The 24,168-nt window shown below is 40.2% G+C and carries 18 protein-coding genes and 1 tRNA gene; 10 read left to right on the forward strand and 9 right to left on the reverse strand.

Annotation, left to right across the window (positions count from 1 at the left end; translation table 11 throughout):
- The first annotated feature begins 15 nt into the window (after window positions 1-15).
- From G3567_RS00620 to G3567_RS00630, 3 genes are all read left to right on the forward strand, one after another.
- Window positions 16-207, forward strand: coding sequence for a hypothetical protein (locus G3567_RS00620; protein WP_164003240.1), 192 nt, complete (start codon window positions 16-18; stop codon window positions 205-207).
- A 161-nt stretch (window positions 208-368) separates the two neighbouring features.
- The gene (locus G3567_RS00625; RefSeq protein ID WP_164003241.1) at window positions 369-2,876 is read left to right on the forward strand and encodes a M14 family metallopeptidase; all 2,508 of its coding nucleotides are present in this window, start codon (window positions 369-371) and stop codon (window positions 2,874-2,876) included.
- Between the two features lie 95 nt (window positions 2,877-2,971).
- Entirely contained in the window at window positions 2,972-3,883 is a 912-nt protein-coding gene (locus G3567_RS00630) for a patatin-like phospholipase family protein (protein WP_164003242.1), read from the forward strand.
- 102 nt (window positions 3,884-3,985) lie between these two features.
- Here G3567_RS00630 and G3567_RS00635 read toward each other — a convergent pair whose 3' ends face one another.
- The 3 genes from G3567_RS00635 to G3567_RS00645 form a co-directional block, all read right to left on the reverse strand.
- Window positions 3,986-4,987 carry an NADP-dependent oxidoreductase gene (locus G3567_RS00635; RefSeq protein ID WP_164003243.1) on the reverse strand — a complete coding sequence of 334 codons (1,002 nt, stop codon included), beginning with the start codon at window positions 4,985-4,987 and terminating at the stop codon, window positions 3,986-3,988.
- A gap of 165 nt (window positions 4,988-5,152) precedes the next feature.
- Window positions 5,153-6,271 (reverse strand): hypothetical protein, encoded by a 1,119-nt coding sequence (locus G3567_RS00640; protein ID WP_164003244.1) that lies wholly within the window; start codon window positions 6,269-6,271, stop codon window positions 5,153-5,155.
- A gap of 366 nt (window positions 6,272-6,637) precedes the next feature.
- Window positions 6,638-9,463, reverse strand: coding sequence for a M16 family metallopeptidase (locus G3567_RS00645; RefSeq protein WP_164003245.1), 2,826 nt, complete (start codon window positions 9,461-9,463; stop codon window positions 6,638-6,640).
- Between the two features lie 471 nt (window positions 9,464-9,934).
- Between G3567_RS00645 and G3567_RS00650 the strand changes: the two genes are divergently transcribed.
- On the forward strand, window positions 9,935-12,334 hold the full coding sequence (locus G3567_RS00650; protein WP_164003246.1) for a TonB-dependent receptor: 2,400 nt from the start codon (window positions 9,935-9,937) through the stop codon (window positions 12,332-12,334).
- A 31-nt stretch (window positions 12,335-12,365) separates the two neighbouring features.
- Here G3567_RS00650 and G3567_RS00655 read toward each other — a convergent pair whose 3' ends face one another.
- A complete protein-coding gene (locus G3567_RS00655) occupies window positions 12,366-13,373 on the reverse strand; it encodes a zinc-binding alcohol dehydrogenase family protein (protein ID WP_164003247.1) in 1,008 nt (335 codons plus the stop codon).
- A 269-nt stretch (window positions 13,374-13,642) separates the two neighbouring features.
- Window positions 13,643-13,724: transfer RNA gene (locus tag G3567_RS00660), tRNA-Leu, on the reverse strand.
- A 132-nt stretch (window positions 13,725-13,856) separates the two neighbouring features.
- On the opposite strand from G3567_RS00660, the gene G3567_RS00665 reads away from it, so the two are divergent.
- From G3567_RS00665 to G3567_RS00685, 5 genes are all read left to right on the forward strand, one after another.
- Complete coding sequence (locus G3567_RS00665; protein WP_164003248.1) at window positions 13,857-14,798, forward strand: ribose-phosphate pyrophosphokinase; 942 nt, start codon at window positions 13,857-13,859, stop codon at window positions 14,796-14,798.
- Window positions 14,799-14,820: 22 nt separating this feature from the next.
- Window positions 14,821-15,489 carry a 50S ribosomal protein L25/general stress protein Ctc gene (locus G3567_RS00670; protein ID WP_164003249.1) on the forward strand — a complete coding sequence of 223 codons (669 nt, stop codon included), beginning with the start codon at window positions 14,821-14,823 and terminating at the stop codon, window positions 15,487-15,489.
- A 71-nt stretch (window positions 15,490-15,560) separates the two neighbouring features.
- The gene (gene pth, locus G3567_RS00675; RefSeq protein ID WP_164003250.1) at window positions 15,561-16,184 is read left to right on the forward strand and encodes an aminoacyl-tRNA hydrolase; all 624 of its coding nucleotides are present in this window, start codon (window positions 15,561-15,563) and stop codon (window positions 16,182-16,184) included.
- A gap of 6 nt (window positions 16,185-16,190) precedes the next feature.
- Window positions 16,191-17,132, forward strand: coding sequence for a bifunctional riboflavin kinase/FAD synthetase (locus G3567_RS00680; RefSeq protein ID WP_164003251.1), 942 nt, complete (start codon window positions 16,191-16,193; stop codon window positions 17,130-17,132).
- Entirely contained in the window at window positions 17,125-18,441 is a 1,317-nt protein-coding gene (locus G3567_RS00685) for an HTTM domain-containing protein (protein WP_164003252.1), read from the forward strand. Before G3567_RS00680 ends, G3567_RS00685 begins: the two co-directional genes overlap by 8 nt.
- A 288-nt stretch (window positions 18,442-18,729) precedes the next feature.
- Here G3567_RS00685 and G3567_RS00690 read toward each other — a convergent pair whose 3' ends face one another.
- The 3 genes from G3567_RS00690 to G3567_RS00700 are packed head-to-tail and all read right to left on the reverse strand — an operon-like array spanning window position 18,730 to window position 22,210.
- On the reverse strand, window positions 18,730-19,539 hold the full coding sequence (locus tag G3567_RS00690; protein ID WP_164003253.1) for a Rossmann-fold NAD(P)-binding domain-containing protein: 810 nt from the start codon (window positions 19,537-19,539) through the stop codon (window positions 18,730-18,732).
- Entirely contained in the window at window positions 19,539-21,860 is a 2,322-nt protein-coding gene (locus G3567_RS00695; protein ID WP_164003254.1) for a M20/M25/M40 family metallo-hydrolase, read from the reverse strand. The genes G3567_RS00690 and G3567_RS00695 overlap by 1 nt, the downstream gene beginning before the upstream one ends.
- Window positions 21,860-22,210, reverse strand: a complete 351-nt coding sequence (locus G3567_RS00700; RefSeq protein WP_164003255.1) for a hypothetical protein — start codon at window positions 22,208-22,210, stop codon at window positions 21,860-21,862. The genes G3567_RS00695 and G3567_RS00700 overlap by 1 nt, the downstream gene beginning before the upstream one ends.
- A 317-nt stretch (window positions 22,211-22,527) precedes the next feature.
- Between G3567_RS00700 and hflX the strand changes: the two genes are divergently transcribed.
- Complete coding sequence (gene hflX, locus G3567_RS00705; RefSeq protein ID WP_164003256.1) at window positions 22,528-23,760, forward strand: GTPase HflX; 1,233 nt, start codon at window positions 22,528-22,530, stop codon at window positions 23,758-23,760.
- A gap of 4 nt (window positions 23,761-23,764) precedes the next feature.
- Here the strand turns inward: hflX and G3567_RS00710 are convergent, their stop codons facing one another.
- On the reverse strand, window positions 23,765-24,166 hold the full coding sequence (locus tag G3567_RS00710) for a response regulator (RefSeq protein ID WP_164003257.1): 402 nt from the start codon (window positions 24,164-24,166) through the stop codon (window positions 23,765-23,767).
- Between the last annotated feature and the right edge of the window lie 2 nt (window positions 24,167-24,168).

The raw sequence follows: 24,168 nt of genomic DNA on the forward strand, positions 1-24,168 counted from the left end.
TCTAAAGAAATACTGATGAAAAATTCTATAAAACATGCGTTTATCCTCGTTTTAATGCTTGTGGTTATAAGTACTGAGGCTCAAACCTTTGAAGAGATCATCGGCTTTGAAGACAGCGTTAGTGATACCAATGCTGCCCCTATCTATTACTTAATTCCCATAGCGATAGCTATTGGGGTGGTCTTAGGGATTAAAAAACTGAAGTAAACAGCATCTCTTTTATGATTTAACTGAAAGCCGGAGTAATCTCTTGTCGCTTATTCAGCAATTCGACTAATTTTTCAAATTCAGTAATCAGATTCAACTTTCTTTAGTAATTTGTGTCTTAGATGTAAGTTGAACCTACTCTTATCTAAAAACAAAACTCTATGAAGTCAATACTCTTTGTCATCACTTTTTGTGCATGTCTCTTTTCCCAAGCTCAAAACGTGAGTTTAGACTATTATCTGCCAACTGATGTGTCTTACAACCAGGACATCCCTAAACCCAGTGAAGTTTTAGGTTATGTTCCCGGAGAATGGCATGTAAGCCACGACAAGCTGGTTCAATATATGACGGCTCTCGCCGAGTCGTCAGATAGAATTAGTATCGAAAACAGAGGCTTTACCTATGAAAAAAGACCTTTGCTTTTGCTTACGGTAACCTCTCCTGAAAATCACGATAATCTTTTAGAAATCAAAAAGAAACACCTCCAGATCGTTTCAGGAGAAGTTTCCGAATCTGACCTGGCATCCATGCCGATAGTGGTTAATCAGGGATTTTCCATTCATGGCAACGAACCCAGCGGATCGAATGCAGCCTTGGTTCTAGCCTATTATTTAGCTGCTGCTGAAGGCCCTGCAATTGACAATCTCCTGGAAAATGCTGTGATTCTGCTCGATCCGAGTTTCAATCCAGATGGCCTGCAGCGTTTTGCTTACTGGACCAATACCAACAGAAGTACACACCTGAATCCCGACCCACAGGATCGCGAATTTTCTGAAGTCTGGCCTGGGGGAAGAACCAACCACTACTGGTTTGACATGAACAGAGACTGGCTTCCGGTGCAGCTTTTGGAAAGTCAGGCCAGGATTAAAACCTTTTATGACTGGAGACCGAATGTCCTCACCGATCATCACGAAATGGGATCCAATTCCACCTTCTTTTTTCAGCCTGGAGTTGCCTCACGAACTAATCCTCTGACACCTCAGCTCAATCAGGATTTAACCGAACAAATCGGTAATTATCACGCCGCAGCTTTAGACAGCATTGGCTCACTGTATTACTCTCAGGAAAATTTTGATGACTTTTATTACGGAAAAGGCTCTACGTTCCCGGACATCAACGGATCTATCGGAATCCTTTTTGAGCAGGCGAGCTCCAGAGGCTCTAGTCAGCTTACAAACAATGGTCTTTTGACTTTCCCGTTTACGGTGAGAAATCAGTTTACCACAGCTTTATCCACCTTAAAAGCTTCCCTGGAATTGAAAGAGAAGATTTTAACATTACAACATCAGTTTTACAGAAACGCCAAGAAAAATGCTGATAAGGGCGCTTATGTTTTTGGCAGAAAAGGAGATCCTGTTCTGGCTCAAAAATTGGCTGAAGTTCTAAGTCGTCATCAGGTTGAACTCTATAAACTCGAAAGTGATGCCAGTATCGACGGAAAAGACTTCAGCGTCAATTCTTCGTATATCATACCAAAAAATCAATTGCAGCAGAGGCTTGTTGAAGCGATGTTTGAAGAACGTACCACCTTCGAAGACAGTATTTTTTATGACGTCTCAGCCTGGAGTTTCAGACATGCCTTTGATGTAGATTTTACAGAAGTAAAATCTATCGCCATGGGAGAAAAAATAAATACGCCCGAGCTCGAAACCCCTCAGGATCTCTCCAGATCAGAATACGCTTACGCCATGAGATGGAGCGACTTCAATTCGCCTGAGGTTTTATATAAACTTATGGATGCCGATATAAGAACAAAAGTGGCTCAAAAGCCTTTTCGTTCCGAAACTGAAACATTTGATTATGGCACTATTTTAATTCCTGTCCAAAATCAGAAGAAAAATGCTGATGAAATCTATGACTTGCTGAATTCACTTCAGAAAGAAAACCACGTGTATATTTCAGCTTTAAAAACAGGCCTCACTAAAGGCATCAATCTGGGTAGTCCCAATATGGCTGACTTGGAAATGCCTAATATTGCTATGCTTGTTGGCGAAGGCGTAAGATCTTACGACGCGGGAGAAATGTGGCATATGCTGGATTACAGGTTTGAAATTCCTGTGACGAAACTGGACACCAGGGGTTTCAACAGAACCAGCCTGGATAAGTACACGCACCTGATTATCCCAAGTTCCAGCTCAAATGCTTTGAGCAGCTCAGGTAAAACGAAACTGAAAGACTGGGTGAGAGATGGAGGAACTATCATAGCTTATAAAGGGACGGCCAACTGGCTGAAATCAGAACAGATGATAGATTTTAAAACCAAAAAGGATTCTGTAGTTGCAAAAAACATAAGCCATATTGAGCGAAGTAAATTTTATGGAGCAAAACGTATTGGCGGTGCTATTTTCAATACAAAAATAGACAGAAGTCATCCTATAGCTTACGGCTATAACGACGATGAACTGGCGCTTTTCAGAAATTCTAACATGATGCTGGAAGCGGACGAACTGAGTTTCAACAATCCTATTCAATACACCAGTTCGCCATTGCTGAGTGGCTACATCAACAAAGAAAACCTGGAGCTTTTAAAAGGGACTGTTCCGTTTAAGCACAGCAGTTACGGAAGAGGGGATGTTATCATTTTCACAGATAATACCAACTTTAGAGCATTCTGGCTGGGAACCTTCAAATTGTTCCTCAACTCTATTTTCTTTAGTGACCAAATGTAATTTTTTTAAAATTTTGAAAAAAGAGCCTGTTTCATGAGCTGATACAGGCTCTTTTTTATTACATCAATTTATCGTAGTTTAATTCAAAATTAAACATGAGGGCTTTAGTGATTTCAGGAGGAGGAAGCAAAGGAGCGTTTGCAGGAGGCATCGCAGAATACCTCATTGCTGAATGTGAAAATAAGTACGATTTATTCTTAGGAACATCCACGGGCAGCTTACTCGTTCCCTTGTTATCCATCGGTGAAATTTCAAGGCTTAAGGAAGTCTATACCTCTGTTTCCCAAAAGTCCATTTTTAGCCGAAATCCCTTTATCATCAAAAAGAAGAATGACGAATTTGAGATCAAGATGAATCATTTCAATATTCTCCTGGGGTTTCTAAAAGGCTCGAGAACCTTTGGAGAAAGCGAAGCCTTAAGACAATTAATTTTAAACACGCTTACCCCTGAGTTTTTTGAACAAATGAAATGGCAAGCTGAAGACGTGGTGGTAACCGTGTCCAACATAAGCCTGGGGCATGTGGAATACAAGTCCTTAAAAGACTTCGGCAGAGAAGAATTCTGTGACTGGATTTGGGCTTCTGCCAACATAATCCCCTTCATGAGTCTGATGCGGAAAGATGGATTCGATTATGGTGATGGGGGTTTGGGGAATATTGTTCCCATTTCGGAAGCCATCAACCGGGGCGCTTCAGAAGTAGATGTCATCGTTCTCAAAACCGAAAAACAATACCAGAAAAAACCGGTCAGAAATGCCCTGGAACTCACCACCAGAGTCTTCGACTTTCTGCTGGATCAAATCATCAGAAATGATCTTACCCTGGGAAAATTGAGAAGTAAACACGAACACGTAAACCTCAATTTTTACCACCCGCCAGAAATGCTTACCAAAAACTCATTGATTTTCAATGCTGAACAAATGAAAAACTGGTGGAACATGGGCTATGCGTATGCGCATAAAACCAATCCCTATTGCAAACGCATTGAAACGAGGTTGTATCAGTAAATCTTATTTTGTCAGGTCGAGTGAATCGAGATCTAGACTTACAAGTGGTATTAGGCTTAGATTTCACTCAAAGACTCAAAGACTCACAAACTCATCAGCTACTTAAACCTTAACCAGCATTTTTCCTTTGTTTTTCCCTTCAAACAGGTCTAAAAAAGCCTGCGGGATGTTATCGAATCCTTCCTGTATGGTTTCTTCATAGTGAAGTTTCCCGTTTTGAAGCCAGTCTGCTAACTGCCGGATTCCTTCCGGATGTCTGTCTTTGTAATCGAAGATGACGAAGCCCTGCATGGACGAACTTTTTTTGATCAGGAAGGGCTGTACGCTAGTGCTTTTAGGTAACTCGATTTTGTTATAAACCGAAATGGCACCGCAAACGACCGTTCTGGAGAATTTATTGATATTGTAAAGCACTGCTTCTGAAATTTCTCCACCGACGTTATCGTAGTAGACATCCACACCATCCGGACAGGCTTTGGCGATGGCCTGCTTCATGTTTTCGGTGGTTTTGTAATTGATGCCTTCATCATAACCAAAATCAGAGGTGATCATCTCTATTTTTTCATCACTGCCCGCAATACCGACTACCCGCATTCCAAGAATCTTACCGATTTGCCCAACCACAGTTCCTACGGCGCCCGCTGCCCCTGAAACGAGAAGCGTTTCGCCTGCTTCGGGCTTTCCGATATCGGTGAGCCCAAAATATGCGGTGAGTCCGGTCATGCCAAGAATCCCAAGATAGGCAGAAAGTGGCGCCTGATCCGGATTTACTTTTTTCAGGTTGTCTGCATTGGCAACCTGCTGTTCTTTCCACTGCAGCATCCCCGTGACGAAATCTCCGGAACTTAAATCAGAAGCTTTGGACTCCAGAACTTCAGCCACACAACCGGAAACAATAGGTTTGTTAAGTTCAAAAGGTTCGATATAAGACTCAGCATCCATCATCCTGCCTCTTAAATAGGGATCTACGGAAACGTAAGTTAGTTGAAGTAAGACTTCGCCGTCCTTGAGTTCTGAGACTTCTGAAGTCGTAAAATTAAAGTCGGAGAGTCCGGGTTTACCTTTTGGTCTGTTTTTTAAGTTGATGGTTTTTGCAGTTGACATAATTTTTTAATTTTAATTCGAAAGAATTTTAAGTAATCCAATCAAACTTAAAGGTTTATATTCAGTTTAAATATTACAGAAAGACTAAAGTTATTTTAGAAAGTTAATGTTTGCTTTAGATACTAATTTAATATTCCCTTTTTATTTAAAACTAGCATCGAAAACTTACTGATGAATCTCCTCTATATTTTTAACTCTATAGGGATAACTACTTAAAATAAAGCTTGGCTTTTTTTCTGGATGAAGTTTTTTGTATTGGCTTATAAAACCTTCAAAATATGATCTATTATTGATGTAAGGGACGTTCAATTCCTCTCTGGACCACTCTAAAATATTTATATAAATCTCAGAATTGTAGGTTACAGTTATGAAAGGTGATTTAGAATCTGGATTATCATCTTCTGAAATTGAAACGTATAAATAACTTGTAAGTCCCCCATAAAGATTAAACGAAAATTGAGATAATGACTTTTGGAATATACCTAAAACAGGTAAGCCAATCAAAATAACAAAAATTAACCCCAGTTGAAATTTTGACTGACGTATCCAACTCCAGGAATTTTGAAAATAGTTTACATAAAGAATTGCAAAAATGATCATTTGAATGTTCCAGGGCCACACAACAGAATTCCAATTTGCGCCTAAGGGGCTCAGAATTAATAACAGGATAACGTGCATCAAAATCAAAAAATAGAAGGCAAATTTTCTCCATTTTGAAAGTAAAAGCACACCAGCCATCAGTTCTAAAATCGGTAAAACTAGTCCAAATCCTTTTGTAATTGGATGGTTGGATATATCACTAGAAACACCTAAAGTATCGTGTAAAATGAATTTACCCCAGACAAAGTTGGCATACCCCAGATTTAATTTGTGTAGTCCGCTTAATATATAAATCGCAGAAAGCAAAAGAAGAAAATAGTATTTGAAATATTTTGGGTGGAGCAAGAAAAAAGAAAACGTTAATACATATTGATATATCGCAGGCTGAAGCCTTAATTGGTCTGCCAGAATTAATACCAACTCCGTAATCAAAACACCAAGGATCCACAAGACTTTAGGCTTTAAAATAATAAATAACAGAAAAATTAAGTTCAGCCCTAAAATCCAGTCAAAAACTATAGGATCCAATGCATCGATTTGGTTGATAAAGGGAACAAGGGGGAACGTTCTTGTTTCACTAGACCAGAGCGGAAAAGATAAAGCCTTAAAAAAAATCCAAAAAAAAGCGGTGATTCTAAGAATCCAAAAGTTAAAATCTTCTTTAAAGGTTTTGGTTAAATTCACTTAGCTTTTTTTAAAATAAAAAAATTTAAACTCTTAAATAATAGAATTCACATAAGATGGCTTTATTTGTAAGGCTATTTATTCAAAAGGATTTTCATATCCACTCTGATAAAAATTCTGACACAAGAAAAGTATAGATCTTGACCCTTTATATTTATGTTCGTTTGCAAATAAACAATAAAGCAATACCTCATCGCCAGTGTCTAGTTCATTTTGCAAATATTCAATGAGCTAATGTTGAACAGGCATCCAAATTTTAGAGTTTCAATATCAAATTCAAATTTACGGGAGACCAAATCATTTAACATTTCGGAGCTTCCCATTTTGAGCTTAAACACATTTCTCATGATTTACACCACTTTCAAATTACTCATTGAGTAATACAGGCTTGCCAAAGCCAAGCTGCTCTAATTTATTTAACTGAGTGGAAGCGTCTCCCACGATGAGATAAATCATTGCATCTGGGGTTATATATTGTTCTGCCAATGCCTTCATATCGTCTACAGTCATTGCCCTGACCACAGCTTCACGCTGCCTGGCATAATCTACTGCATACCCGTAATTACTGATATCTGTAAGCATATTCAGCTTGTTGCGTATGGTTTCAAATGCCCTTGCGTTGCTTTTTATCATATAGCTTTTGGTAATCTCTAGATCCTTTTCATTGTAGTCATTTCCGTAATTTTCTAAAATTTCCTTGATCAGGCTTGTGGATTCATAGGTGACATTTGAACGCACACCACTTGAAATCTGGAAAGGACCTGTGAGGTTTGTCCCCGAAAATCCGGAGCGAATACCATAGGTATAGCCTTTCCCTTCACGTAATTGCTGAGTGAGCTGAGAGGCAAAACCGCCGCCACCTAAGCGATAATTAAGCAGTGTAGCTGGATAAAAATCAGCATCTGTAGCTGCAAGCGCAGGGTAGCCAAAACGCAGTACAGATTGTTTGGCGCCAGGAATATCGTAAAAATAAACCTTTGAAGCAGCAGGAGCTTCTGGCTCCGGAAGGTCGGGAAATTCAACCGCTCTGGAGGTCCAGTTTGTATTCAAATCCAACAATGACTCGGTGACCTCATCCTGAGTGATAGATCCAACGACATGGAATTTGGTAATATTAGGTGAAAAATTATCGGTATAGTAAGCCTTTAAATCCTCTAAATCAATTGCATTTACACTGGCCTGGGTTCCTAAATTATCATTGGACAACAAATGGTCTTCACCATAGATCAGTTTGTTAAACTCAAGTTCAGCAATGCTGTTGGGTTGTGATTTCTGGCGCTCGATCTGAGCCAGGGTACTCTGTTTTAGAAGATTGAATTCTTTCTCGTCCCAGCGCGGCTGCAGTAAAATTTCCTGAACCAGTGCAATCGTTTCTTCATAGTTCCTGGCTAAGCTGGTTCCATAGATATTTATGGACTCCCTGGAAGCACGCACATTTATGGAAGCCCCGAGCATCTCTATGGCATTTTCAAGTTCTTCAGGGGTTTTACCGGCTGTTCCTTTGGTCAGTAACTCGGCTAAGAGATTGGAAACGCCAGTTTTTTCGGGATTTTCTAAAAGCATTCCGCCTTTCAGCTGCATTTCGAATTGCACCAGGGGCACTTCATGATGTTCTATACCAAACACCTTAAGGCCAGACGAAAGTTCTTCTTCCCACACCACCGGAACTTTTACCTCAGGGCTCTCCCCGTAGGGGGGTTCTATACTCCTGTCAAAACTGGAAGGTGTTTTTTCATAGTCTGTGGTTAAGCTGGCATCGAATGTTTCTTCTGCGCCATCAACTATGGGTTCTTCAACAACTTCCGCCAGGCGTGAATCTTCAAGCGCCAGTTCTTTTTGATCTTTGGGAACAAAACTGGTGGCGACAAAATTTTTGTCTTTTATATAATGCTCATACACCCGCATGACATCTTCCGGAGTAACCGCCAGTATATTTTTGACATCCTGGTTCACAAAACCCGGATCTCCGGCAAAGATTTCATACTGGGCCAGTTGAAAGCCCTTGCCCAAAACACTGGACAAACTGTTATAAAAATCGGTTTCCTGTCCCGCTTTAATTCGCTTTAACTCTGCTTCTGAAATACCTTCCTCTTCAAATTTCGCAAATCCTTCTTCAATACCACTGAGTACCTTTTGCAGATCCGTATCTGAATAGGCCGTGACCTGTAACATAAACTGACCCGCAATTTCTGAGTTATACTGATAAGCGCTTACGCGATCTGAAAGCTTCTGATCCTCCACCACTGCTTTGTATAAGGGCGCCTGTTTGCCCTGCGCTAAGTAGGTCGCCAATACATCCAGAGCATAGGCATCGGGATGGTAATTATGAACACCTGGCCACGTCAGCGTTAACCGGGGAACATTAGCAAAATTATCTTCATAATATATTTTTTTGGTTTGAGATAAAGTCACCGGCTGTTTTTCCATTTTCGGAATGTCCTCACCTCTCTTGATTTCACTAAAGTACTTTTCAACCCACAATTTAGCCTGTGCGGTATCAAAATCGCCTGCAATAGTCAGGGTTACATTATTGGGCACATACCAGCGATTGTAAAAGTCCTTGACATCCTGAAGCGTCGCGCTTTGCAAATCTTCCAGGGAACCGATTACCTGCCAGTTGTAGGGATGTCCTTCCGGATATAAATTTTTGTCTATCACATAGGAATTATGGCCAAAAGGACGGTTATCTACGCCCTGACGTTTTTCATTTTTTACCACCTGCTTTTCCTTGGCTAAAACCTGATCCGTAACGGTATTGATAAAGAAACCCAGTTTATCCGCTTCTGCCCAGATCATTTTTTCCAGGGCATCTTTTGGAACGGTTTGAAAGTAATTGGTTCTGTCTCTGCTTGTGGAACCATTGGCTCCAGAGCCCCCAATGCGGGCACTCATTTTATCGAGTCCGCCTTTGCCTAAGTTTTCAGATTCTAAAAAAAGCAAATGCTCAAATAAATGCGCAAACCCTGTGCGGCCTTCAATTTCTCTGGCCGAACCCACATGGGTTGTCAAAGCCACAGCAACTACCGGGTCTGAACGATCGACATGAAAAATAACCTGCAAGCCATTATCCAGAGTGAATTTTTCAAAATCTACTTTAAAGGTCTGGGATTCGATCGTGTTTTCCTCTTTTGCACAGGACAGCACGAAAGTGATGATGCATACATGAAGCAGTAAGTGTTTGATGAGTTTCATTTGGAAGTCTGTTTTGGGTTAGTCAAGGTGTGTGGCTATGATTTTAGAGCTAAATAAACTAGAGTTTTTTAAATTTACTGGGCTCGAAAATACGATAATTCTCTATTCAGCTGGATTTTAAAGATAAATAATTTGTAACAGGACTACAGGCTGTCTGTTTAAGGAGATTTAAAATTCAGCTTTCTCCTTTTTCCCTTTAAAATCTATGGTTCACGTTATTCTCTTAATTAATTATCCAAAACACAAAGGAAAGAGGATTAGCATTTTCTATAAATTTAAAATTAAATACTTTGAGAAGTCAAGATGATAAAGAACGTCTAATCATTAGGCGTTTAATAACCTAGATTTAGAGGATTGCTTTGTGGATATGATTCTGAACTGATAGGTCATTAAGGGGAAAGTTAGTGTTCAAGATACAAATGTTTAATAATCAATATTTTAAGTATCTTTAATACGCTAAAATAAACCATCATGAAAAACACTTTATTCTTCATCCTGTCGGCACTCCTGTGTATGCATGTTAGCGCACAACAAAAACAAGACAATCTTCAAGAAAAATTAAGCAATCACCTGGAAATTCCCCGTGAGGTTGCTTATCTGCATTTGAACAAATCGACTTATTTAAAAGGAGAACAAATAGCATTTACTGCCTATGTCCTAAATAAGCAAAATCTTAAAGCTTCAGATGCAACCAATTTGTATATCCAGATCAAGGATGCTAAAAATAAGGTGGTCAAAGAACAGCTTTTTCTAGTAGAAGAAGGCGTTTCTTCAAATACAATCAAAATAGATTCATTATTTACCGCGGGTAATTATACCCTAAATGCATTCACAAACTGGATGCGAAATTTTAAAGAACAAAATTATTTTACGGAGGCCATAAAGCTTATTGAGATTGAAGATACTCAAGAGTCTTATTCAGTTGAAGCCTCAGAGGATATAGATGTACAGTTTTTACCCGAAAGCGGACATTTATTGACCGGGGTATTAAATACTGTTGGAGTTATCGCCAAAAAGGAGAATGGACTTGGCCTAGCAAATGCAGATCTTCGAATCACCAATGATCAAGATAAAGTATTAGCACGATTCAGGCTAAATCAGTTCGGTATTGGAAAGTTCACATTTATCCCTATAAAAGGCAGCAGGTATATGGCAGAGATTTCCTACTCCGGAGACCAGACAAGAGCTTTTAATATAGAGGTGCCCATTGAAAAGAATGGTGTTATCCTTTCGGCAATAACAACTCAGGATGAACTAAGACTTCTGGTAAAAACCAACCGCGAAAGCTCTAAAGCCATTAAAAATAAAAAGTTTTCACTGATTCTTCATAACTTAAAGGCTAGCAGGGTTTATGATTTCACTTTTAAAAATGGCAATACCCTTCCATTTCTTTTCAATCTAAAAGAATTTGCCCCAGGGATGAACATCATTACTTTGATAGATTCTGACAAAAAAGTAATCGCAGAGCGTTTGTTTTTTAACCACAACAACCTTCCGAAAACGACATTTAGCAGTCCTGAAATTACAGCTTCATCAGATTCGCTGGACATAAAACTGAAGCCCATCCAGGCCCTGGATAGTGTAAATGTGAGTGTTTCGGTCTTACCGAAATATTCAATTGCCGATCAGCACCACCACTCCATTACCTCTTATCTCCTGTTACAGCCTTATATCAAGGGAAGCGTTCAGCGAGCAGACTGGTACTTTAATTCAATAGATAAAAAGAAGGTTCAGGAACTAGACAAACTTTTGATCACTCAGGGCTGGAGTTCCTATGACTGGGATTACATTTTTAATGAGGATTTTCAAATTGAGCATTTACCGGAAAATTTACTGGAGTTTGAGGCATCCCTTGATAGACCCAGAAGAAGAAATCAGGGATTTATAATTCATGCAACCGGAAACAGACTCCCTCAGGCTGTCGAATTGCCCGCCAATAAAGAATCCTTTATCATTAATAATTTTTTTCATTTTGAAGATGAGGAGCTTGCCATTTCTAAAATAAGAGGAAACAAATTAATACCAGCTGGTTTACGTATTCAATTTTTGCGAAATACTTACCCGGAGTTAAAAACAAATCCTCCTTTTGTTCAGCCAGAAACAAAACGGGAGGTTTCAGATGACTATCAAGAACAGCCTCAAATCATTTTCGGCAAAGACAGAGAAATCCTGGATGAAGTTGTAATAGAAGAGAAAATTAATAAAGTAAAGGAACGCGAGCGAGAGTTGGATAGCAAACATCCGTGGAGCCGTGTGAGTGTAATCAGACCTGAAGACTTTAATCTTTATAATACGCTGGGGAATTACCTTAGGTCCAAACCAGGAATAAACGTGAATGAATTTCAAGGACAAATGGTAGTGACTTCATCATATAATACTTCTGCTGGGGCTCCTAGTGGTGGCGGATTTAATGCCCCTAGAAGGGCTAGTGCCATGCAGCTTTACTTAGACGGCATGCCTCTCGATAATTCATTTTTTTATGGTTTCCCCTTGGTGAACGTAGATTATATTGAAATAAATCAAACGGGAATGGGAGGTGGCTTTATGGAAGCTGGCGGAAGTATAAAAATACATTCTAATTTCACTTCCGCTTTTGAATCTAATCGCTATATAAATCCCCAAAAATTTGAGTATCCTGTAGCCTTTAGTCAGCAGAGAGCCTATTACATCCCTAAGTTTGATAGTTATACCAGTGATTTCTACCAAAATTATGGCGTAATTGACTGGAAGCCAATTCTAAAGCTAAACGAAGATGGATACATCTCGTTTAAGATCAAAAAACCCCGGGTAGATTATCAGCTTATTGTGCAAGGTATCTCTTCAGAAGGTGTTTTGATACAGGATGTTCAGCAGATAACAGCAGAGAAGTAGTCATTTATTCGACAGGGCTGAAATTTGAATTTTAAAAGCCTTCCAGAACTATTTTGCCTTTGGCTTTGCCCGACTCCAGCAGCTGGTGTGCTTTTCTCAGGTTTTCAGCGTTTATAGTTCCAAAGTGTTCTCCTTTTGTGGTTTTAAGAGTTTCATCATCTATAAGTTCTGAGACTTTATTGAGGCTATGATGCTGTTCGATCATATCCGGTGTTTTAAACAAGGATCTGGTAAACATGAGTTCGTAATGAATGGAAACCGACTTCGGCTTAAACGAGGTGGCATTGATGACTTTGGGATCGTCGATAAATCCAAATTTTCCCTGAGGATTGATAACCTTCACGATCTCCTCAAAATGTTCTCCGGTAGCATTGATGCCGATGACATAATCGGCTTCAGGAAGGTTTTCTTTTTCGAACTCCTCACTTAAATTATTGCTGTGGTCGATCACAACATCAGCTCCCAGGTCTTTGAGCCAGTTTTTCGTGACGTCTCTAGAAGCTGTTCCGATGACTTTCAACCGGGTAAGCTTTTTCGCCAGTTGCACCATAATGGAACCTACTCCACCTCCGGCACCGACAATCAATATACTTTTATTCGAATCTTCCTTGCTCACCTGCACTCTGTCAAAAAGCATTTCCCAGGCGGTTAGCGATGTTAAAGGCAGTGCGGCCGCATCGGCGAAGGACAGGCTGGACGGTTTATTCCCCACGATTCTTTCATCGACCAATTGAAACTCAGCATTGCTTCCTTGTCTCTTTAGCTCTCCGGCATACCAGACCTCATCTCCCACCTTAAAAAGAGACACGTCTTCGCCTACTTCCTTGACGATTCCTGAGGCATCCCAGCCGATGATTTCCCAGTTACCATCTTCAGGCGTTCTGTTTTTTCTGATTTTATAGTCGACAGGATTCACGGAGATCGCCTTGACTTCTACCAAAAGATCTCTGCCTTTGGCTTTGGGTTTTGGCATCTCAATATCCTGAAGTGCATTTTCGTTTGTTATGTCTAAGTTTTCTTTGAATCCTATAGCTTTCATATCCTCTAGTTTTTAAGAACTAAAGTAGGTTTATAAAGTCAGAAAGCCTGTTAGAGGATGTATAAAAGTTGGTGGTTTGAGAGTGATTTAAGAAAAAGAGGTATTAGTCTTTAAACTTTTCTTTTCAGCTTCAGTTAATCCTCCTCGCCAGGCTGGGTGTTGAGGTCAACTAAATGCATTAAGAAATGTATTGCTGAGGTTAAAAGTTAACCTTAGCAAAATCAAAAAAAATCTTGAAAATAAAAAAGCCTCCCGAAAGGAAGGCTTTGTACCTAGGGCGGGAATCGAACCCGCACATCGTAAGATACTGGGTTTTGAATCCAGCGCGTCTACCAATTCCGCCACCTAGGCATTTTGGAAGTGCAAAAATATAAATTTTTTTGTTTCCTTGCAGAAAATATCGGTCTTATTTACACCCAGCTTCAATTATTTATCTAAATTTGCAATCCATAAAACGAATATCCCTCAAAAGGTCAATTAGTTATGGCAGACATAGAAAAAGTCGCAAAAATTTTTGCTTGTTCTCAAAGCACTTCATTAGCTCAATCTATTGCAGATTCCTATGGTATTCCCCTAGGCAATGTCAATACGATGCATTTTAGCGATGGAGAGTTTCAACCTTCTTTCGAGGAGAGTGTTCGTGGTTCGCGGGTTTTTATCATTGGCTCTACGTTTCCGAACTCCGACAACTTGATGGAAATGCTGCTGATGCTGGATGCCGCCAAGCGGTCTTCGGCCAGACACATTACAGCGGTTTTGCCTTATTTTGGCTGGGCAAGACAGGATAGAAAAGACAAGCCAAGAGTTCCTATTGCGGCCAAACTGGTAGCTAAAATGCTGGAAACGGCAGGAGCAACCAGAATTATCACTATGGATCTGCATGCAGATCAAATCCAGGGCTTTTTCGAAAAACCTGTGGATCACCTGTACGCCTCCACTGTGTTTTTACCGTATTTAAGAAGTCTGAAGCTGGATGATCTGACGATTGCTTCACCGGATATGGGTGGTTCTAAACGTGCTTATGCCTATTCCAAATTTCTGGAAAGCGATGTGGTGATTTGCTACAAACAGAGAGCCAAAGCCAATAAGATTTCCCATATGGAATTGATTGGGGATGTGACCGGAAAGAATGTAATCCTGGCTGATGATATGGTAGATACGGCAGGAACTTTAACCCATGCGGCCAACCTGATGATGGAAAGAGGCGCGAAAAGCGTAAGAGCGATTTGTTCGCATCCGGTTTTATCCGGTGGGGCCTATGAGAAAATTCAGGAGTCCAAACTAGAAGAATTGATTGTCACGGATAGTATCCCATTGAAAAAAGACAGTCCCAAAATAAAAGTACTTAGCTGTGCCGATTTGTTTGCCGATGTGATGAAAGCCGTCCATTACAACAAGTCCATCAGCGGAAAGTTTTTAATGTAGTTTAATTTAATTTAATTTTTTTATGAAATCGATTACGATCAAAGGATCTAAAAGAGAAAGCGTAGGCAAGAAAGCTACGAAAGCCTTACGTAATGCTGGAGAGGTCCCTTGCGTTATTTACGGGGGGGATAATATCGTGCATTTTGCTGCGCCAGTAGTGTCTTTCAACAAGTTGATTTACACTCCCGATGTACACACTGTGATTGTTGACCTTGAGGGCAACAAGACCAATGCTGTACTTCAAGACATTCAGTTCCACCCTGTGACAGATGAAATTCTGCACATTGATTTCTATGAATTCCACGAAGGACAAGAGATTACTATGGAAATCCCAGTTCACTCTGAAGGCATTCCTAAAGGTGTGAAAAATGGTGGTGTTTTGAGATTTAACTTAAGACGTATGACTGTAAAAGGTCTTGCTAAAAATCTTCCAGATTATATCGTTGCAGACGTAACTCCACTTAAAATTGGACAGAAATTATACGTTACAGCGGTTGCCAGTGAAGATTACAGAATCATGCACCCGGACAATACCGTGATTTGTCAGGTGAGAACTTCAAGAAACGTTTCACTCATCGGTGTCGATGAAGACGAAGAAGAAGATGAAACTGTAGAAGGAGAAGAAGGTGCTGAAGGCGAAGCAAGCTCTGCTGAAGGTAGTGAGGACTCTTCTGATGAAAGCAAAGAATAAATCCAAGATTTATAATTTACTTAAAGCATCCTGTTTTTCAGGATGCTTTTTTATTTTTACAAAAAATGTGAATGCGAGCTTTTTTTGCCAGACTTTTATCCAGAGACAAAACAGAAGAAAAAAACCCCATGAAGAAATTGCTGATTGTGGGACTTGGTAACCCGGGCCCAAAATATGAAAATACAAGACACAATATTGGATTTAAAATTTTGGATGAGCTGGCAGAACAAAGAGAGCTTACTTTCACAGCAGAACGCTATGCGGATAAAGCCGACTTTAACTTCAAAGGCCGAAAGTTTATCCTCATAAAACCCACAACCTTCATGAACCTAAGCGGCAAAGCCGTACGCTACTGGATGGATAAGGAAAATATAGCTGTTCAGAATCTACTGGTTATCACAGACGATCTCAATTTAACCTTTGGAACCCTGAGGCTTAAAGCTAAAGGAAGCGATGGCGGGCATAACGGTTTGAAAAATATTCAGGAGTTACTTCAAACCACGACCTACCCGAGATTCAGGTTTGGCATAAGTGACGCCTTTTCAAAAGGCAGTCAAATAGACTACGTCCTGAGCGAATGGAGCCAGGAAGAACAGAAAATACTTAAAGAACGCCTGGAGACCTCAGCCGAATTGATTCTTTCATTCGGAACGGCCGGCATTCAAAATACGATGAACAACTTTAACGGAAAATAGACGCAGGTGAAGATTTATAACAGTGTTTCAGAATTCGATTCTACAATCCCCACAGTGGTGACTATCGGTACTTTTGATGGTGTCCACCTTGGCCATAGAAAAATTATTCAGCGTCTTGTAGATACCGCAGACCAGGAACTTCTCCAAACGGCTCTTCTTACCTTCTATCCTCACCCGAGAATGGTATTGCAACAAAGTTCAGATTTGAAATTGATCAATACCATCGAGGAGCGAAAACTGATTCTGGAAGAAACAGGCCTCGAACACCTCATCGTCCATCCATTCACCCTGGAATTCTCCAGGCTTACCGCTAGAGAGTACGTGGAAGAGATTCTGGTAAAAGGATTGAATGCCAAAAAAATAGTCATTGGTTACGACCATCATTTTGGAAGAAACAGAACGGCAGATATCGAGGACCTGAAAGCCTTCGGAAAAGAATTCAACTTTGAAGTGGATGAAATTTCAAAACAGGATATCGAGGATGTCGCGGTGAGTTCCACCAAAATAAGGAGGTCTCTTGAAGAAGGTGATCTTGAAAAAGCAAATGAATACCTCTCCCGCCCTTTTTTCCTCTCTGGCGACATCATCAAAGGAAAAGGACTAGGGAAAAATATGGGCTATCCTACAGCCAATCTCAAGATTGAAGAATCTTATAAACTCATTCCAAAAGAAGGCGTTTACGTGGTGGCCTCAGTGATTGATAGTGATAAATATTTCGGCATGATGAACATCGGAACCAATCCAACGGTAGGCGGACAGGAGCGCAGCATAGAAACGTTTTTCTTTGATCTGGACATGAATTTATACGGCAAACACCTTCACATACAACTGCTGAAACGCATACGCAGTGAAGTGAAATTTGATGGTTTAGAAGCTTTGATTCAAGCAATGCAGGCCGACGAAGTCTTTGCCAAAAATTACATAAAGCTGTCTACCCCCGATGAATAAGCTTCTCTTTAAGCAGGTTGATAATTCTCCTCTCATTGTGTTTAGGATTTTTTTCGGTTTGCTTATTGCCCTGGAAGCCTGGGGAGCTATTGCCACAGGATGGGTAAAAAGAACCCTTATAGATCCCCAGTTTACCTTTAATTTTATTGGTCTCGATTTTCTGCAACCCTTACCCGGAGCTGGCATGTATTTCTATTTCGGACTTATGGGTTTGTTCGGGGTATTTGTGATGCTGGGTTTTAAATACAGATTCAGCCTTATTGCTTACACCCTGCTCTGGACCTGTGCGTATTTGATGCAGAAGAGCTCCTACAACAATCATTATTACCTGCTCATCCTGCTTCTGATCTTCATGTGCATGGTTCCCGCACATCGGTATTTCTCCCTGGATACCAAAAATAAGCCTGAACTGAAATCCAGCAGCATGCCCAACTGGGTTGTGCTTTTTATCATAGGCCAAATGTGGATTGTATATACCTACGCCAGTTTAGCAAAGCTCTACCCAGACTGGCTGGATGGTACGTTCGCTGAACTTTTAATGAGAGGAAAGGCACACTACTGGCTCATTGGAGACCTGCTCCAGGAAAACTGGATTCATATGAGTATTACCTACTTTGGCATTTTATTCGATTTGCTTGTCGTGCCCTTGCTTTTATGGAAGCCTACACGAAAAGTTATGTTTTGGATAAGCGTTTTCTTTCATTTGTTCAACAGCATTGTATTTCAAATTGGGATTTTCCCTTATATGTCCTTAGCACTCACGGTCTTCTTTTTCCCCAAAGCATATATTCACAGAAAATTTCTAAAATTCAAACCGTTCTACAGCGATACAGAAGTTGAAGTTCCCAGACTAGCCCCCTATTTTAAAGGCTTTTTACTGGTCTGGTTTACCGTACAGCTAGTGTTACCCATTAGACACCACTTTATAAAAGGAGATGTCTTCTGGACCGAAGAAGGCCATAGAATGAGCTGGAGGATGATGCTAAGGTCTAAAAGCGGCTCCGTAAGTTTTAGAGTGAAAAATCTGAATACAGGCAAAAGCGAGTATGTGAAACTTCAGGACTATTTAACTGAAAAACAGCAGCAGACGCTCTTAAAACCGGACGGTATCTGGCAGTTTACACAGAAGCTGAAAAAAGAATACGCTGCAAAAGCTATTCCGGCAGAGATTTATGCGCGGGTAAAAGTGAGTCTGAACGGAAGACCACCTGAATACCTTGTGGATCCGGAGCTAGACCTGACGGGTATTGAATGGGATTACTTTAAACACAATGAATGGATTCTTTCACAAGCGGAGAGTATTGAATAAGAGTGGTGAGTGGTGAGTCGTGGGTGGTAAGTCTCGGGTGTGACAACAAGACGAAAACGAGGTCGTAGGTTATTGGATTTAGGTTCTAAATTTGAAATCCGGTAATCATTAGTTCTTGAGTTTAGTGAGTTAATGAGTGAAAACTAATTCAAAATTTTACACTCTTGACCATTTACTTTGTACTTCGTATATCTTACTTCGTACTTAGTTTGGTGAGACGTGAGCCAGCCTGCATTCCTTGGCAAAGGCAGGCGTGAGTAGAAAATTAAAAAAACCGATCAATCAAAGTCACACCTTTACAGAAATATTGACCTGTAGCGCTCTAGCGGTCCAGGCCATGCTGATGTCTTTTCCTACTGACTTTTTTTCATGATTGAATTCTGGTTTGAGCAGACCAAACTCTTTAGCTTTTCGGGTATAATAGTCCTCTTTTGACCCATGAATAGCTTCAACACCATGAAAAACCATTCCGTATTTTTCCTGCTGAATGATCTCTGAAATCAGTAAAATACAGTTATCCAAATGAATTAAATTGACCGGTGAATGGGGATTTTTCACATCGGTTTTTCCTGAAAGGTACTTAACGGGATGTCTCTCCTTTCCTACCAAACCACCAAATCTTATCACACTGGTTGTAACCTCAGGCAAATTCAGAAGTAACTGTTCAGCCTGAACCAGCTGACTGTTTTTAATTTCTTTTGGTGTAAACTGATAATGCTCGGTAAAAGACGGTAAAGTTTCATGATCCTGAAACACTCCCGTCGAACTCACATAAATTAGTCTTTCAATAGCGGATGCTGAAACTGCCTTAGTAAGCTGTTCTAACTTGGATACAAAACTCGAATTGGGATGCCGTTTTAAGCCCGGAGGAATGTCGATGATCAATACTTCAGAATCTTCTAAAAAGGCTTGCACACCCCCTGTAATCCGGTCTTCCTGAAGTTCTATGTTATAAGGTAAAATACCCTCTTCTTCCAGCTTCTGCATTTTTTCGGAAGAGGTTGTCGAGCCTTTTACCTGCCAGCCCAATTGTATTAATTCTTTTGCCAGCGGTAAACCCAGCCAGCCGCAGCCCAATATGGAGATCTGTTTTTGCATTAAAACATCAATTTTTGTTTAGTGATCATGGCGTCGTTCACCACAAAAGGCTTGGGAATTTTGGTATCCGGTCTGCTTTTAACAGGCAGGTCTGGATGCGATAGTAAATCAAAGCTAATTTCATTTATAACAAAGTCTAAAGCTTTGTCTTCACTGACTTCGAATTCAAAATACAAAGGCTCTTGATTAACTACATAATAATCGATCAGGTTGGGGTGAAACCGATTTTGATGAACATGATAAGCATCGGCTTCATCGGTATAAAAATCAGCTACTTCTCCATTGACTTCAAAGGACTTGAAATTCGTCAGAGTAGTTTCAGAAATCACAATTCTGTTCACCTCTCTTCTATAATTCAATGTCACTCTGAATTTTTTAAAGTCAGACTGAGTCGCTTCTAAGGTATCGATTTGAATGTCTGAACCTAAAACGTCTATTAATGGCGCAGAAGAAGACTTGGTGTAGGCTGTGTTATATTTACTTTGATATTCGGCAGATGAAGTCAAGTCTACATAGGTTTCAAAATAAGGCGAGGTCCAGGAGTCCAGAAGCTCATCATAGGTATTCCAGGTTGCCAGATTCATTTCTGTATCCTGTGTATAAACCAAACTATTGGGTTCTGGTCTTTCCTCTGTAAATTCTGCATCCAGATGTGCTTTGATAAAAAACCCGATGGCAACCAGTAAAGCCATGGTAGCAACCCCTTTTTTAATGGAAAAATAACCAAATACGGGAATCAGACTTCCAAAAAGCAGAACTGTAAACACAGCGCTTATGACACTCATTTTAAGGCCAAGTCCTACGGGGAAGAATTGGATAAAGGGTGCAATAATACTTAGGGAGGGCAAGATCAGGATGAGAAGAAAAAGATAGGAAGGGATTTGAAAACGTATCATCAGGAAAAAAGCAAAGACTATAAAAACCAGAGGGATGATAAAAAAAGCAGCTCCTTTTAAGAAGATATTGAGTATAAGAATGAGGAAAAACCAGGTCAGTAGGGGAGCTACCATAGCATTCTTGGGATTAAGTCTTTCATCGTAAAACTGATAGGTCGTAAAGGTGATGAATAAGGCCAGGGCCACAAAAAAGACGATATAATCGTGTCCGTTATATGGAAACCCCTGCAGTATGGAGTCATAATCCGGATATAAAATAAGAATCCCCTGCCATCCAAAATAAGTAACCAGCCCCACAATGATTAGACTTAAAAACCAGGGCACAAATCCAAGGAAAACCTCTTTTCTGTTTAAGGACTTAATTTTAAATCCGAAAAATAAAAGCGCCAGGAAGAGTATAAAAACAACCGCATAAATGACCCACACCCAGGAAAAGGGATAATGAATGAGACCTAATTCCGTGACTGTAAAATAGACCTCATCCTGCTCTGAGGTTAAATCGGATAAATCTGCACTTGAAAATTGCTTGAGAGCAGCCGTCAGATAATCACCCTGATGCGCCAGGGATCTTTTATCCAGACGCTCCGGAACATCTAAAGCAGCATGGTAATCGTAGTGATCGTCTATAAACGCAAAGAAAAAACCAGGAACATCCGCTATTTTTTTAAACACGGTGGAATCTGTATCATTGGGTAATAATTTGTAAACGCTGTACATCAGGGAATTGGCCAGGGGATGCTCTCCCTGAGCTTTGTCAAAAAGAGCGATCAAATCGGAATTTCCATAATTGGTTTCCACGACCATATTACTGGGTCCTCCGCTACCCCGGGATTCAAAATTGAGTGCCAGCCCTACCTCATCTATCCAGGGATGCTCTTTTGCAAAGAGCTCTGCCCCGGCGAGTCCCACCTCTTCACCATCGGTAAACACAATAATGATATCATTCTGAAATGAAGGATTAGAGGCTTTAAAAGCTCTTACAGCTTCTAAAATTGTGGCTACCCCGGAAGCGGCATCGGCTGCACCAGGAGATGAATGCACGGCCGAGTCGTAATGACTCAACAGCAGAAGTGCCTTGGAGTTGGCTTGTGGGTTAGTGGCAGGTAACCTCGTAATGATATTTTCCGGAATCGTAAGAACCCCCTCTCTGGACAAAACAAACCCCTGCTGGGTTTGCACTTCAAGATCCATGTCTTCAAGCGCATTAACGATATAATTTCGTTTGATGTTATGGGCTTCAGAGCCAATGTAATGCGGCTTATCTCCTATTTCTTTGATATGCTCAAAAGCGCGCAAGGTAGAAAATTCGGTCGCCTGGGTCGATAAATCGGTAATTTCGGAGGGGTACAAATCGTAAAAAACATACCACACTGAAGCTGCGATGACCAGCAGGCATATTATATCTTTATAAGCTCTTTTCCTCATCAATCGCGTTTTACCAAAGCATAATAATCATCTTCTAAAGGCAGGTAACCCTGGTCGTAAACGAAGTAATACACACGACCTGATTTTGTGGTATAAAGACTTGTAAAATAAGTAAAATTAAATCCTTTAGCTAACAGCTTATCTCTGCTGGTCCTTGTTTTTTGATCGGTATTAATGCTTTTCAATATCCTGTAATTCTTTTTTAGTCTGTTATTGATATTCCTCACGATTTTTGTAGAATCGCTGTTAAGCCGATTGTTGTAGGTACTTCTGCAATAATCGGAACAGTATTTTTTATCTATTCTTCCCGTAATCGGCTCTCCACAAGAAAGACATTTATTTTTTTCCATAACAGATGAATTACACACTAGTAAATATAAAAAAATCATTCCACTAAAAGAGGAAAAGCTATGCTGAACTATAAATTAGTCCCAAGGCTTAAACTCAGGCCCTCAAATCTCTAACAGTTCCGCGTGAGAAGTTTCTGAATTGTGATTCCTAACCCACTTATAAATAGCTAAGCAAGAACATTTCTAAAGGCTTGGCTAGACTCATTCATGAAAATTGAAAACATAATAAAGTCAGAAGGCGAAGCATAAGTTTTGGAAATCTTAAAGTCAGAATAGAACTGAAGTATTTTTCATAATTTTGTAGACTAATTTTACATATGATAGACGCTCAAAATACAACTTACGAAACTACCGTACTTATAGGAATTATAAATCAGTTTCAGGATGAAGAAAAATCCAAGGAATATCTCGACGAACTTGAATTCCTGACCTACACCGCCGGCGGTGAAGTCATGAAGCGCTTTCAGCAAAAACTGGATGTGCCTCATCCCAAAACCTTTATCGGCAAAGGAAAACTGGAACAGGTAAGAGATTATGTAGAAGAACATGAAATAGGAACAGCTATTTTTGATGATGAATTGTCTCCGGCCCAGCAAAAGAATATCGAAAAAATATTGAAATGCAAAGTTGTAGACAGAACTTACCTTATCCTGGACATTTTCGCTCAACGGGCCAAAACCAGTTATGCGAGCACCCAGGTTGAACTCGCTCAATACGAATATCTGTTGCCAAGACTTGCAGGACTCTGGACTCACCTGGAACGTCAGCGTGGTGGTATTGGAATGCGTGGTCCCGGTGAAACTGAAATTGAAACCGATAGACGAATCGTAAGAGATAAAATCACGTTACTGAAAAAGAAGCTGAAAACCATCGACAGACAGATGGCTGTGCAGAGGGGGAACAGAGGAAGTCTTGTTAGAGTTGCTTTGGTGGGCTACACCAATGTGGGTAAGTCAACACTGATGAACGTAATCAGTAAAAGTGAAGTTTTTGCGGAGAATAAATTATTTGCCACTTTAGATACTACCGTGAGAAAAGTAGTCATCAGAAATCTTCCTTTTCTGCTCACAGATACCGTAGGTTTTATCAGAAAGCTACCGACTCAGCTGGTCGAGTCTTTCAAATCCACTTTGGATGAGGTGAGGGAAGCCGACCTGCTTTTGCATGTGGTTGATATTTCTCACGAAAATTTTGAAGATCATATTGAATCGGTCAACAGCATTTTGGATGATATCGAAGCCAGAGATAAACCCATCATAATGGTGTTTAATAAAATCGATAACTATGAGCCGGAACCCATAGAAGAGGATGACCTGATGGTGGAGCGTTCGTATCAACACTACACACTGGAGGAATGGAAGAAAACCTGGATGCAGAGGCAGGGCGATAAGGTGTTGTTCATTTCAGCAACAGAAAAAGAGAACATTGAAGAATTTAGAAAAAAAGTCTACGACACGGTTAGAGATATTCACATCACGCGTTTCCCGTATAATAATTTTCTCTATCCGGAATACGACGCCTATACCGGGGATGAAGAACAGGAAGACTAGAGTCTTAACCGAAAAAAGGCTGTAGTTCTTTTTTCTGTTTTAAATCGTTCAGCTTATCAATACTAATTGGTTTTTCCACAAAACCTATAGCAGCGGCAAAAGTCGCTGCTTTTTCTTTGTCTGAAGGGTCTATGGATGACGTCATAACCAAAATGTAACAATATTTATCAAGTCTTTGTTTTTCCAATTCGACCATAAACTCCCAGCCATCAAGATTTGGCATATTGATGTCTAAAAAAACGATGAACTTTTTATCTTCAGCCTTATGCTTATTGATGTACGCCAGCGTTTGATAAGCGTCTTCAAAAGATTTTGGGGAACTGCTAAACCCTGAATGCGTCATCATTTTTTCATGAATGAAAAGCACCATTTTATCATCGTCTACATTTAAAACTTCAAAATCCATTG

Source organism: Psychroflexus aurantiacus (assembly GCF_010820555.1).
GTDB classification, from domain to species: domain Bacteria; phylum Bacteroidota; class Bacteroidia; order Flavobacteriales; family Flavobacteriaceae; genus Psychroflexus; species Psychroflexus aurantiacus.